The 11,684-nt window shown below is 45.2% G+C and carries 15 protein-coding genes; 14 read left to right on the top strand and 1 reads right to left on the bottom strand.

Annotated elements, in window-relative coordinates; all coding sequences use genetic code 11:
* The first annotated feature begins 25 nt into the window (after window positions 1-25).
* From iscU to DCO16_RS07935, 7 genes are read left to right on the top strand one after another with little or no spacing between them, the layout of a single operon-like run.
* On the top strand, window positions 26-412 hold the full coding sequence (iscU, locus tag DCO16_RS07965) for a Fe-S cluster assembly scaffold IscU (RefSeq protein WP_173943152.1): 387 nt from the start codon (window positions 26-28) through the stop codon (window positions 410-412).
* Window positions 413-439: 27 nt separating this feature from the next.
* A complete protein-coding gene (gene iscA / locus DCO16_RS07960) occupies window positions 440-763 on the top strand; it encodes an iron-sulfur cluster assembly protein IscA (protein WP_173943151.1) in 324 nt (107 codons plus the stop codon).
* Window positions 729-1,268, top strand: coding sequence for a Fe-S protein assembly co-chaperone HscB (gene hscB / locus DCO16_RS07955; protein ID WP_173943150.1), 540 nt, complete (start codon window positions 729-731; stop codon window positions 1,266-1,268). Before iscA ends, hscB begins: the two co-directional genes overlap by 35 nt.
* An 18-nt stretch (window positions 1,269-1,286) precedes the next feature.
* Entirely contained in the window at window positions 1,287-3,152 is a 1,866-nt protein-coding gene (hscA, locus tag DCO16_RS07950; protein WP_173943149.1) for a Fe-S protein assembly chaperone HscA, read from the top strand.
* 12 nt (window positions 3,153-3,164) lie between these two features.
* Window positions 3,165-3,503, top strand: coding sequence for an ISC system 2Fe-2S type ferredoxin (fdx, locus tag DCO16_RS07945; RefSeq protein WP_173943148.1), 339 nt, complete (start codon window positions 3,165-3,167; stop codon window positions 3,501-3,503).
* 35 nt (window positions 3,504-3,538) lie between these two features.
* Window positions 3,539-4,663: a DUF3300 domain-containing protein gene (locus tag DCO16_RS07940; protein WP_173943147.1), complete on the top strand. Its 1,125-nt coding sequence runs from the start codon at window positions 3,539-3,541 to the stop codon at window positions 4,661-4,663.
* 16 nt (window positions 4,664-4,679) lie between these two features.
* A complete protein-coding gene (locus tag DCO16_RS07935; protein ID WP_173943146.1) occupies window positions 4,680-5,048 on the top strand; it encodes a Rap1a/Tai family immunity protein in 369 nt (122 codons plus the stop codon).
* A 167-nt stretch (window positions 5,049-5,215) separates the two neighbouring features.
* Here DCO16_RS07935 and DCO16_RS07930 read toward each other — a convergent pair whose 3' ends face one another.
* Window positions 5,216-6,097, bottom strand: a complete 882-nt coding sequence (locus DCO16_RS07930) for a LysR family transcriptional regulator (RefSeq protein WP_173943145.1) — start codon at window positions 6,095-6,097, stop codon at window positions 5,216-5,218.
* Between the two features lie 94 nt (window positions 6,098-6,191).
* On the opposite strand from DCO16_RS07930, the gene DCO16_RS07925 reads away from it, so the two are divergent.
* The 7 genes from DCO16_RS07925 to DCO16_RS07895 are packed head-to-tail and all read left to right on the top strand — an operon-like array spanning window position 6,192 to window position 11,643.
* The gene (locus DCO16_RS07925) at window positions 6,192-6,923 is read left to right on the top strand and encodes a succinate dehydrogenase/fumarate reductase iron-sulfur subunit (RefSeq protein ID WP_173943144.1); all 732 of its coding nucleotides are present in this window, start codon (window positions 6,192-6,194) and stop codon (window positions 6,921-6,923) included.
* Window positions 6,908-7,300 carry a succinate dehydrogenase gene (locus tag DCO16_RS07920; protein WP_254598023.1) on the top strand — a complete coding sequence of 131 codons (393 nt, stop codon included), beginning with the start codon at window positions 6,908-6,910 and terminating at the stop codon, window positions 7,298-7,300. The genes DCO16_RS07925 and DCO16_RS07920 overlap by 16 nt, the downstream gene beginning before the upstream one ends.
* Window positions 7,297-7,656 (top strand): succinate dehydrogenase, cytochrome b556 subunit, encoded by a 360-nt coding sequence (sdhC, locus tag DCO16_RS07915; RefSeq protein WP_173943143.1) that lies wholly within the window; start codon window positions 7,297-7,299, stop codon window positions 7,654-7,656. The genes DCO16_RS07920 and sdhC overlap by 4 nt, the downstream gene beginning before the upstream one ends.
* Before the next feature lie 11 nt (window positions 7,657-7,667).
* A complete protein-coding gene (locus tag DCO16_RS07910; RefSeq protein ID WP_173943142.1) occupies window positions 7,668-8,543 on the top strand; it encodes a fumarate hydratase in 876 nt (291 codons plus the stop codon).
* Window positions 8,544-8,552: 9 nt separating this feature from the next.
* Complete coding sequence (locus tag DCO16_RS07905) at window positions 8,553-9,164, top strand: fumarate hydratase C-terminal domain-containing protein (protein WP_173943141.1); 612 nt, start codon at window positions 8,553-8,555, stop codon at window positions 9,162-9,164.
* Complete coding sequence (locus tag DCO16_RS07900; protein WP_254598022.1) at window positions 9,161-10,891, top strand: L-aspartate oxidase; 1,731 nt, start codon at window positions 9,161-9,163, stop codon at window positions 10,889-10,891. The genes DCO16_RS07905 and DCO16_RS07900 overlap by 4 nt, the downstream gene beginning before the upstream one ends.
* 35 nt (window positions 10,892-10,926) lie before the next feature.
* Window positions 10,927-11,643, top strand: coding sequence for a sulfite exporter TauE/SafE family protein (locus DCO16_RS07895; RefSeq protein ID WP_173943140.1), 717 nt, complete (start codon window positions 10,927-10,929; stop codon window positions 11,641-11,643).
* Window positions 11,644-11,684: the final 41 nt, after the last annotated feature.

Genomic DNA, 11,684 nt, shown 5'->3' with positions numbered 1-11,684 from the left:
AACGAACAGAGAATAAGGAAATATCATGGCATATAGCGACAAAGTAATCGATCATTATGAGAATCCCCGCAACGTGGGTTCATTCTCCAAGGCTGATGACAACATTGGCACCGGCATGGTGGGTGCACCAGCGTGCGGCGATGTGATGAAGCTGCAGATTCGTGTGAATGACCAAGGCATTATTGAAGATGCGAAGTTCAAGACCTATGGTTGCGGCTCTGCAATTGCTTCCTCTTCTTTGGTAACCGAGTGGGTCAAAGGCAAAACTTTAGATCAAGCTTTAGAGATTAAGAACTCTTTGATTGCTGAAGAATTGGCTTTGCCGCCTGTAAAAATTCATTGCTCTATATTGGCTGAAGATGCCATTAAGGCAGCGGTTGCCGATTACAAAGAGAAGCATCCTGCTCAGTAAGAAAATAGTAAAGAATAGGTTCTCATCATGGCAATTACCTTAACTGACAAAGCGGCAAAACACGTTCAGCGCAATTTAGATAAGCGTGGAAAGGGCTGTGGTTTACGTTTAGGCGTTCGGACTACAGGCTGTTCTGGTTTGGCGTATCAGCTGGAGTACGTGGATGCCGCCGCTCCAGAAGATACGATGTTTGAGTCCAATGGGATTCAGGTATTTATTGATCCTAAGAGCTTAGCTTATTTAGATGGTACTGAATTAGATTTTGTGCGTGAAGGTTTGAACGAAGGCTTCAAGTTCACAAACCCGAACGTAAAAGATGAGTGTGGTTGTGGCGAATCCTTCCGCGTCTGACGATTACTTTCGTTTCTTTGGACTGGAACAGCATTTCAATATTGACTTAGCTGGTTTGGATCGGGCTTACCTAGCTATCCAAAAGGAAGTGCATCCCGATCGACATGCTCGCGGTACTGATACCGATCAACGGCTTGCCATGCAAATGGCAACCTTCGCAAACACCGCTCTTCAAACACTCAAGAACCCCATCCAGCGTGGACTCTATCTCTGCCGATTGCATGGTGTAGATGCCAAATTAGAGACCAATACCGCCATGCCGGCTGCATTTCTGATGCGGCAGATGGATTGGCGCGAACAGTTGGATGATCAGGCTGAAGATTTGTCTGCACTTGAGGCCTTGATGCTTGAAGTGGAGGCATCCAAAAAAGAGATCCTTCTGGAGGTGACTCAAGCCATTGATGTTGCGAAGAACTATGAGCGTGCCGCTGAATTACTGCGCGGCTTACTATTTATTGATAAATTTGCGCTTGAGTTAGATGATGCTATCTCGGCATTGGTATAACTTTACACTCACATCCTCATGGCTTTATTACAAATCTCCGAACCTGGTAAATCGCTAGCGCCGCATCAGCGCCGTATTGCAGTAGGTATTGATCTCGGCACTACAAACTCATTAGTAGCACTAGTACGAGATGCTTTGCCTCAAGTACTCCCCGATGTAGAGGGGCGCGAACTATTGCCTTCGGTAGTGCGCTATTTGCCTAACGGCAGAACGCAGGCTGGATTTGAAGCTCTAGAAAGTATTGTCTCTGATCCTAAAAATACGATTGCCTCTGTAAAACGATTTATGGGCCGCGGTATCGTAGATGTGGAGAATATCGAAAGTGCACCCTATGATTTTGTAGATCAGCCCGGCATGTTGAAAATACGAACTGTTGCTGGTGACAAGAGTCCTATTGAAGTCTCTGCAGAAATACTTGCACGCTTAAGACAGTTGGCTGAAGATTCAGTCAATGATGAGATTGTGGGTGCGGTCATTACCGTCCCCGCCTATTTTGATGATGCCCAACGCCAGGCCACTAAAGATGCGGCACAGCTAGCTGGCATTGAGGTATTGCGCTTACTCAATGAGCCAACGGCTGCAGCAATTGCTTATGGCCTCGATAACGCCTCTGAAGGGATCTATGCAGTTTACGATCTCGGTGGTGGTACCTTCGACATCTCTATTTTACGGATGAGTCGAGGCGTATTTGAAGTGCTGTCTACGGGTGGTGACTCTGCGCTAGGTGGTGATGATTTTGATCATCGTCTTTATTGTTGGGTGATTGAGCAGTCTAAATTGCCGCCGCTATCTACTCAGGATCACCGTAGATTGCTCCTGTCTTGTAAACATGCAAAAGAGCAGTTAAGCCAAAATCCCTTAGCCCGTGTCCATGAAACATTGGCAGATGGCACGATCGTGAATGTCGGAATTAGCCAAGCCCAATTTTTTGAGATCACACAGAACCTCATTCAAAAGACAATTGTCGCTGTCAAAAAAGCCTTGCGAGATGCTGGTCTCAAAGCAGATGAGGTCAAGGGTGTAGTGATGGTTGGTGGCGCAACCCGTATGCCGCATGTTCAACGTGCAGTGGGTGAGTTATTTGGTACAAAGCCTTTGAATAATCTCAACCCTGATCAGGTAGTTGCTTTGGGCGCTGCTATGCAAGCAGATCTTTTGGCTGGCAATCAAAGTAAGGATGATGAGTGGCTCTTATTGGATGTTATTCCACTCTCACTTGGCATTGAAACAATGGGCGGTTTAGTAGAAAAGATTATTCCACGCAATACGCCAATCCCCGTTGCGCGGGCACAGGATTTCACAACCTTTAAAGATGGTCAAACGGCACTGGCTCTTCAGGTGGTGCAGGGCGAGCGCGAATTAGTGCAAGACTGTCGCGCTTTAGGTCGGTTTGAGTTGCGAGGTATTCCACCGATGGCAGCAGGTGCTGCACGAATTCGGGTGACCTTTCAGGTAGATGCCGATGGATTGCTTTCAGTGAGCGCAACAGAGCAAGGCTCTGGCGTTCAGGCCTCTATCGATATCAAACCATCCTATGGGTTGACGGATGCTGAGATTGCTCGCATGTTACAAGATGGATTTGCATCCGCCAAGGTGGATCTCCTCAGTAGATCTTTACGAGAAGAGCAGGTCAATGCCCAGCGTTTACTAGATGCGGTGCAAACCGCCTTAGCTAATGATCGTGGGCTGCTCGATACAAATGAGCAACAGGTAATCGATCAAGAAATGGCACTGTTACAAACCGTCCTAAATGACGAAACCGATAGTGCAGTTCTTCGAAAAGCGATAGATCATGCTGCGAAGGCGACTGATGACTTTGCACAAATTCGGATGAATGCCAGTATTCAAAAAGCTTTGGCAGGTAAAAATGTTGCAGAAATTTAATAGAAACCAATCATGACCCAAATCGTTGTTTTACCTCATAGTGAATATTGTCCTGAAGGGGCTGTTGTTGAAGTAGCTCCTGGAACCTCGATCTGCGAAGCCTTATTAGAAAATAGCATTCCAATTGAACACGCTTGTGACATGGTGTGTGCTTGTACGACTTGTCATGTGATCATAAAAGAAGGTTTTCAGAGTCTGAATGTTCCTGATGAGAACGAAGAGGATATGCTTGATCGTGCATGGGGGCTCAGTCCACAATCTCGCTTGTCATGTCAGGCAATCGTAGCGCGGCAAGATATTGTGATTGAAATACCTAAATACTCTATTAATCACGCTAAAGAAAATCACTAAGTAAGTCAGTAGTCAATATACGAAAAGGTTTGTATATGAAAAGTCGGTATTCAGTATGGAGTGTGATTGGAAGCGCCTTACTCTTAAGCGCTTGTGCTAATGACGGTGATCCCTATGCGCAAAGTGCTGCATTTCCTCCAAGCTATACACAGAGTGCTTATGGGGATGCGCCACAGCTGATATCGTCTGCGCAATTACAGTCATTGGTTTCACCAATAGCGCTTTATCCAGATTCTTTACTGTCTTTGATGCTATTGGCATCGACATACCCACTTGAAGTTGCTGAGGCATACAACTGGCGAAGAGGGAATATGAATTTAAGTGGACCTGCTCTTCAAGATGCTTTAAAGGCCCAGTCTTGGAACGATAGCGTTAAATCAGTGATGACCTTTCCACAAGCTTTTGACATGATGGGAAGTAAATTACAGTGGACCCAAAATCTTGGTAACGCTTATAAATTACAGTCCGCAGACACTATGAAAGCGGTACAGGCTTTACGCAAACGCGCTATTCAGGCAGGCACCTTAAAGTCCAGTCAGCAAATGACTGTGAGCACAAATCCTAATTCGAATATCTTAATTTTCCCTGCTAATACTCAGATCGTCTATGTCCCAAGTTACAACCCAACAGTAGTGTATGGGGCATGGCCTTATTCAGATTACCCACCATATCCTGCTTATAATCCAGCCTGGGGCGCAATGTCCTTTGGCTTAGGCTTGGCTGTGGGGGAGTCTTTCTGGGCAACACCGAGTTGGTCAAATGGTACGATTAATGTTAATAACACCACTTCACCAGTACGATCTTCGAGAGGCTTAATTGGCCCAAGTAGTATCCAAAATCAACAACGTTTGTTGAGTGACTGGAAAAATAACGCTACCCCTCAAGATCGACAAGATGCCAAATCTGCAGGTCAAAGGGCGGATAACGCGTTTCAAAAAAATGCTACACCGCAAGAGCGTACTCAAGCTGATCGTCTAAATCAAGAAGCGCGTGCTGATGCGCAGCAGGATCGTAGTAACCCGAATACCTACCGTGAAGCTGCGCAAGAGAATGCTATGAGAGATCAGGCTCGTAATGATCGTTTCAGTGATAGTCGTTATGGTGGTGGAGGTAGTCGCGGTGGATTCGGTGGCGGCCACATGGGTGGATTTAGGCGCTAATTTAGAGAGAACATTGATGAACTTATTCCGAGCTACTTTAATCACCATCAGCGCAGTGCTGTTGATGCAATCAAATGCATTTTCCCAAGCAAGTTTGCCAAAAAATGATGCATCTACTCAAGCACTGGTTGAACTGTGTAAAGACCTTAATGATGAAGCGGCACAAAACTTTTGTTTTGGATTTGGAGAGGGTGTGTATCAAGCCTATTTAGCTAGTCGTAATCCAAAACTGAAGCCCGGAATTTGTATTACATCTGCTACTGGCACGAGAGAGTCCATCCTGCAAGAGTTTTTGGTATGGAATCAGCGTAATCCTCAATTTAATCAGGAGCGTGCTGCCAAAACTCTTATGCGCTTCTTTGAGGCAAGGTATCCCTGTAAGTGAACTAAGTTTGTTGCTAGCCTATTTGCACCAATAATGAACATCATGCACGGTATCAGCGCATTTACCTTCGTTATCAAATGTACTTCAGGCTAACATAAGCATGTAGTTCATTTTTTTACCTCCATAGTCTTACTTTAAGCCATCCCTCGGGGTGGCTTTTCTTTAGCCTATTTGGCAGTTTGTGATGGAAAGTGTTGCTTGATCACTTGAGTAATATTTTGGCGACTATGTTTTTTACGCTCTAAGAGACCTACCTTGCGAAAGATGGCTTTTCCAGGAAGATTTTGAATGATGAGTTGGCGATCTTGCGACCAAGCAATGTTAGCTAATTTAGGCACGATCGAATATCCAAGGCCTTGTCTAACAAGTTCAATAATCGCCTCAACTGAGTTGAGTTCCATGCCTTCTTTAATGATCAATTTATTAGCTCGAATAGTTTGATCAACCAAGTGACCCGTCCATGTGTTTCTTTCAAATCGAATAAACGGTAGATTTTCAGGCCGCAAGTCAGATACCTTTTTATTTCTATTCTTTAGATTGGGATAAATTAACACCATAGGTTCGGTGTATAACTCTGTCCATTGAACATGTTGAGGGAGCGCGTAAGGTGATTCAGTCACTATTGCGGCATCAAGACTTCCATCGATGACCTGATCCAAGAAGTTACTGGAAAGACCAGCAATGAGTTTGATATCGAGTTCTGGATAGAGTTGCTTGAGTTCATTTACAGTTTGGCCAAAAGCCCCCATTAGCGTTGAGACGAGAGCCCCAAGCACAATACTGCCACTGAGTTCAGATTTAAAGCTTGAGCCCAAAGATTCATAGTGGGCAACGATTTCAGTAATAGACTCTATTAAGTCTTGGCCATATCGATTTAATGTCAGGGAACGTTTGGTTCTATCAAATAGCTCTAATCCAATATCATTTTCGAGCTGTTGTATCTGTTGGCCTAAAGCAGCAGCAGTGAGCCCAATTTCCCTCGCAGCTGCGGCCACGCTTTTATGGCGTGTGATTGCGAGGAAGTTTTTAAGGACTTTAATGCTTGACATAGGCAAAATCGGCTTCTTAATTATAAATAATTACTTTATCTGAAAGAAAATTATATTCGATTTATTCTTTACTATCTAGGGATATAATCCTTTCATGTCTGAACCCACCCTCAAAGTCAAAGTTTGGCGAGGTACTGAACAAGGTGAATTTGTTGAGTATCTAGTGCCACGCAACTCCAATCAAACAGTATTGGATGTCGTGACCTTTATACAAAGAAAGCTCGATCCAACCCTTAGCTATCGTTTTGCCTGTCGTGTTGGAATGTGCGGTTCCTGCGCTATGACAGTCAATGGCGTTGCTCGCTGGACCTGCCGAACTCATGTAGCGAAAATTGTTGAGGGCGACTCGTTAGAGATCGCGCCCCTAAATAATCTACCTGTTATTAAAGATCTTGCTACAGATATGCGTGAGTTCTTTAATAAGTGGAAGGGAGCGGTTGGTTTTTTTCAGGGTGAGCAAACCCGTTACGATGACTTTGCCAAGGTAAGACCTGACTCTGAGGAGCGTCAATTAGCCAATGCAGGTATTGAGTGTATTGGTTGTGCAGTGTGCTATGCCTCGTGTGATGTTGTGGCGAGTCGGTCAAATTATTTAGGTCCTGCAGCGTTAAATCGCGCTTGGACCTTGACGAATGATGTGCGCGATGTGCAGCAGCTAGATCGATTGCGAGCGGTTGCTGGTGATGCAGGTTGCCATACTTGCCATACGCATGGCAGCTGTACAGAGCGTTGCCCTAAGCAATTAGCACCTACAGCAGGGATATCAGGCTTAAAAAAATTGGTTGCTAGGGCTGCGGTACGAGGTACTAAGTGGGGCAAGTTGTGAGTGCAGTAATGCCTTCAGTAGTGAGCAGTACTGCAGTCTTACAAGCCAAGCTTTGGTATGCGCAACGGATTAGTGCGATGGTGCTGGGGTTGTGCGTGGCGGTCCATTTACTGATTATGTTTTATGCAATTAGAGGTGGCTTGACTGCTGGCGAGATTCTAGGTCGCACCCAAGGTAACTGGCTGTTTGCAATTTTTTACGAAGTATTTGTACTGGCTTGTTTTGTGCATGCCCCTATTGGGGTCGCTAATATTCTGCGAGAAAATTTTCCGCAATCCGATAAGCTTACTGTCTTACCATGGATCTTGGCTTGCCTCATTCTTGTATTGGGAACGACTGCCGTCATTGGGGTGTTCACTGGCGGGGTAGGGCAATGAGTAATAGACCCACATTAGATCGCCGCGCTAAGTCCCATTCATCTTATTTGATTTACATGGCGCATCGTGTGTCGGGACTCCTATTGGCTTGCTTTTTACCAATTCACTTTTATCTGCTATCCCAATCATTATTTGGCGCAGCTGAATTGGATAGGCATTTAAAGCTAACAGATTTTTGGATGGTAAAAGTTGGAGAGTGGGGTTTAGTTACCTTGTTGACCATCCATTTGATAGGGGGTGTGCGCTTGTTGATGATTGAATTTGGCGCATGGCGAGGATTGCGTAAAGGCTGGATTCAGGCAGCCATTGTGATTTCGATCATTTCTGGTCTGTTATTTTTAGCATTAGCAGATTAAGCGGGGGCAAGATGCAACTACAGATGAATTTGGTGGAAGAGGTATGCAAAGAGTTGTATATTCGTGCACTTAAAAAACTACCCGATGATGTAAAGCAAGGGATTGACCGCTTGAATAAGTCAGAAACGGATGCACGCGCTCAGGTTGTCTTGCAAACCATGGTGACCAATATTGCAGTAGCTGAGCGGGAAGACAATTTGCTTTGTCAGGATACGGGGCTGCCAATCTATAACGTGAAAATTGGTCGTCATGTTGAATTTGATGGAGTGGCACTGAAAGCTGCCATTCGTAAAGGGTGTGAGCGGGCTACTACTGAGTATCCACTGCGCTCTTCGGTAGTCCATCCGATTACGCGTAAAAACAACCACACATCTTGCGGCATCGATATGCCAGCGATTCATTTGGACTTTAGTGCAGATGATGAATCAGTTGAGATTGAAATGATTCCTAAGGGGAGTGGCTCTGAAAATAATTCTTATCTAAAGATGGCGATTCCTGCGGAAGGAATCTTAGGTGTGAAGGCGTTCGTGATTGAAAGCGTCGTGGCTTCAGGCGGGAAAACTTGCCCCCCTACAATTGTTGGGGTTGGGGTAGGCGGCACATCAGATCAATGCGTTGCTATGGCTAAGCGGGCTGCAACTAGGCCAATTGGGAGTCAATGTACAGATGAAGAGGGCGCCAAACTGGAGAAAGAATTAAGTGCGGCTGTGAATCGCCTGGGTATTGGACCTCAAGGCTTAGGTGGAGATGGGACAGCCTTTGCAGTACATGTTGAACTGGCGGCCACCCACATTACGATGAACCCTGTAGCAGTCAACATGCAGTGCCATTCAGCGCGCCGTGCGCGTGCCACATTGACGCCTAGTGGTGTTGAGTATGGTTTTTAGGAAAAAATAATGGCTCATTATGATCTCCCTATGCCGGTTAGTGAAGCCGATATCCGTCGCCTAAAAATTAATGATACGGTGACATTGCAAAATACTTTATTTGGTATTCGGGATGCGACCCAGATACACATGTTTGATCATGATCGCAAGACGAAGTTTGACTTGTCTGGTCATGCGGTTATTCATACTGCTCCTAATGTTCGTAAGGTAGTACCGAGTACCGAGTTTCCTGCTGGCTACCAAGCTATTTGTATTGGCACTACCACTTCAGATCGTATGGAGCGTTTTACACGACCGCTCATGACACAAAATGGTGTTCGGATCATCGTAGGTAAGGGCGGTATGCGTGAAGCTTCAGCCGCCGCTTTTTCAGAGTTGGGCGGCGTTTACTTGGCCATCATTGGGGGTACTGCTGCTTTGGAAACTACTTGGATTGAGCAAATTGAAGACGTTGATATGGATGATCTGAATCCAGAGTCTTTATGGCGCTTTAAAATTCGGGACTTTGGCCCATTGCTGGTGGCGATGGATAGTCATGGCGGGAGTATTTATCAGGAAGTGAAGAGTGATGTTGCTCGCAATAAGATGGATGTATTAAAAAGTCTAGGAATTGAATCATGAATGCACCAACTAATATGAAGACTATAGAAACTGATATTTTGATTTTAGGTTCTGGCGGTGCAGGACTATTTGCTGCGTTGCATGCCCATCAAACAAATCCAAATTTACATATTACGATTGCTGTCAAAGGTCTTTTAGGTAAGTGTGGCTGTACGCGTATGGTGCAGGGCGGGTACAACGTAGCACTTGCAGAAGGTGATTCGGTTGAGCGGCACTTTATGGATACGATTGAGGGTGGAAAATGGTTATGTGATCAGGATTTGGCTTGGACATTAGCCAGCATTTCTGTTGAGCGTATTCGTGAACTTGAAAATGAGTTAGGCTGCTTCTTTGATCGTAATCCAGACGGCACTATTCATCAAAAAGCATTTGCAGGTCAAACATTTGATCGAACGGTGCATAAAGGTGATTTAACCGGTATTGAAATTATCAATCGATTAGCTGAGCAAGTCTGGGCTCGCGGCATTCATCGCTTAGAAGAATATCGCGCTATAGAGTTAATTCATAGCGCTGACGGCAAGTCATTGGCTGGAGTACTGATGATTGATATGCAAACGGGTGAGTTTTCCTTGGTAAGAGCCAAAGCCGTTCTGCTGGCAACAGGTGGTGGTCCAACCATGTACAAGTATCACACTCCATCGGGTGATAAAAGTTGTGATGGCTTAGCCATGGCCCTGCGTGCTGGCTTGGTTCTTAGAGATATGGAGATGGTGCAGTTTCATCCTACTGGTCTACTAGCTGGACCAGGTACGCGCATGACAGGCACGGTATTGGAGGAGGGCTTGCGCGGTGCTGGTGGATATTTACTAAATGGCGATAAAGAGCGTTTCATGGGTAATTACGACTCACGCAATGAGCGTGCTACGCGTGATATTGTTTCGCGGTCTATTAATTCAGAAATTCGAGCAGGACGTTCCACACCTAATGGCGGTGTTTATATTCAGATGAGTCACTTAGGCCCTGAGAACGTCCGCAAATTATTCAAAGGTATGGTGGAGCGCTGTGCAGATAGTGGCTTTGATTTAGCTCAAGATCTAGTAGAGGTAGTGCCAACAGCCCATTACATGATGGGTGGTTTGGTATTCCGCAAAGATTGCAGCACCGATCTACCAGGCCTTTTTGCTGCAGGTGAAGATACAGGTGGTGTTCACGGCGCAAACCGCTTAGGTGGCAATGGGGTTGCTAACTCTACAGTTTTTGGGGGCATTGCCGGTGATGTGATGGCAAAGTGGGTGACGAATCAAACCTTAGCGCCATGCAATATGGAAGAGGTTGCCGCTAGTATTCAGGCACATGAGGCTCCTTTACTTCGTGCACCAGGCGACATCGAGGTCATTCGCGATCAACTTGCAGACTGTATGTGGAATGATGTTGGTATCTCTCGCACTGAGGAAAGTTTACTTCGGGCTAAAGTAAAACTAGATGCACTAGAACAATCTCTTAACCAGATGGGTGTTGGAGACCTGCAGCGTGCTTATAACCTCACTTGGCAAGATTGGATGAACCTACGTAATCTTATCTTGGTGAGCAAGTCTGTTACCGAAGCTGCGATTGCCCGTGAAAACTCGCGAGGCGCTCATTATCGAGAGGACTTTCCCAAACCAGGGGATTTAGAAACTTCCTATTTCACTGCCGTGAAGTTAGACCAAGATCAATTACGTATTGAAAATAGGCCAGTACTATTTAATTTAGTCAAACCAGGTGAGACGATCCTAGTTGAGGCTTAATTATTTTTGAGTTCATTGAACCTACTTCACTTGTGATGGCTTCATTGGCCATCTTCATTGCCTATTTTATTTTTGGAATTTCTGGTTTCGGCGCATCCTTAGTTGCTGTACCCATTTTGGCGCAATTCTATCCACTTCAATCGATAGTTCCAGTGATGGTGCTAATCGATATTGTTGCATCGCTATATTTGGGTCGACGTTTGTCGGGGGAGGCGGATAAGGCCGAGCTAATCTGGATACTACCCTTCACTTTGCTTGGTATGCTGATCGGCATAACATTATTACTCTCCGCTCCAAGCGAACCACTACTAGCGATCTTAGGATGTTTTGCTACCCTCAATGGGGTAAGAGTGCTCATGATTCGAAAATCTGATGTGCATAAAAAAATTAATCAGTGGTGGGCTTTACCTTTTGGGATAGCCGGTGGAATTTTTACAGCGCTCTTCGCTACCGGTGGCGCAATTTATGCTTCATATTTGCAAATGCGAATTGCAAATCCTCATGTAGTGAGAGCCACTATGGCATTCGCTATTTTGATGCTGACTTTCCTCAGACTCATTTTTATGATTGTGACCGGTTTGCTTTTGAGTTCCAACATATTTGGTCTTGCTATCGCCTTAGTTTTTCCTATGGGTCTAGGCATGTGGCTTGGTACTCGCATGCATTCTAAGATGAGTATGGCAGGTGTCCAACGCATATATGGGCTGATTTTGCTATTTTCAGGACTACTATTGGTGTTAAGGCAGTTCTAAAAGTTGCCATTACGATATTGTGTAATGGCAACCGAATAACA

Origin of the sequence: Polynucleobacter antarcticus (assembly GCF_013307245.1) — a bacterium.
Classification (GTDB): domain Bacteria; phylum Pseudomonadota; class Gammaproteobacteria; order Burkholderiales; family Burkholderiaceae; genus Polynucleobacter; species Polynucleobacter antarcticus.
The sequence above is the reverse complement of the archived record's forward strand: the minus strand, read 5'-3'. Positions and strand labels throughout refer to the sequence as shown.

What these genes read in the sequence shown, in the direction of transcription:
- iscU (WP_173943152.1), top strand. Translation starts at nt 26, where the DNA reads ATGGCATATAGCGACAAAGTAATCGATCATTATGAGAATCCCCGCAAC.
- iscA (WP_173943151.1), top strand. Translation starts at nt 440, where the DNA reads ATGGCAATTACCTTAACTGACAAAGCGGCAAAACACGTTCAGCGCAAT.
- hscB (WP_173943150.1), top strand. Translation starts at nt 729, where the DNA reads ATGAGTGTGGTTGTGGCGAATCCTTCCGCGTCTGACGATTACTTTCGT.
- hscA (WP_173943149.1), top strand. Translation starts at nt 1,287, where the DNA reads ATGGCTTTATTACAAATCTCCGAACCTGGTAAATCGCTAGCGCCGCAT.
- fdx (WP_173943148.1), top strand. Translation starts at nt 3,165, where the DNA reads ATGACCCAAATCGTTGTTTTACCTCATAGTGAATATTGTCCTGAAGGG.
- DCO16_RS07940 (WP_173943147.1), top strand. Translation starts at nt 3,539, where the DNA reads ATGAAAAGTCGGTATTCAGTATGGAGTGTGATTGGAAGCGCCTTACTC.
- DCO16_RS07935 (WP_173943146.1), top strand. Translation starts at nt 4,680, where the DNA reads ATGAACTTATTCCGAGCTACTTTAATCACCATCAGCGCAGTGCTGTTG.
- DCO16_RS07930 (WP_173943145.1), bottom strand. Translation starts at nt 6,097, where the DNA reads ATGTCAAGCATTAAAGTCCTTAAAAACTTCCTCGCAATCACACGCCAT.
- DCO16_RS07925 (WP_173943144.1), top strand. Translation starts at nt 6,192, where the DNA reads ATGTCTGAACCCACCCTCAAAGTCAAAGTTTGGCGAGGTACTGAACAA.
- sdhC (WP_173943143.1), top strand. Translation starts at nt 7,297, where the DNA reads ATGAGTAATAGACCCACATTAGATCGCCGCGCTAAGTCCCATTCATCT.
- DCO16_RS07910 (WP_173943142.1), top strand. Translation starts at nt 7,668, where the DNA reads ATGCAACTACAGATGAATTTGGTGGAAGAGGTATGCAAAGAGTTGTAT.
- DCO16_RS07905 (WP_173943141.1), top strand. Translation starts at nt 8,553, where the DNA reads ATGGCTCATTATGATCTCCCTATGCCGGTTAGTGAAGCCGATATCCGT.
- DCO16_RS07900 (WP_254598022.1), top strand. Translation starts at nt 9,161, where the DNA reads ATGAATGCACCAACTAATATGAAGACTATAGAAACTGATATTTTGATT.
- DCO16_RS07895 (WP_173943140.1), top strand. Translation starts at nt 10,927, where the DNA reads ATGGCTTCATTGGCCATCTTCATTGCCTATTTTATTTTTGGAATTTCT.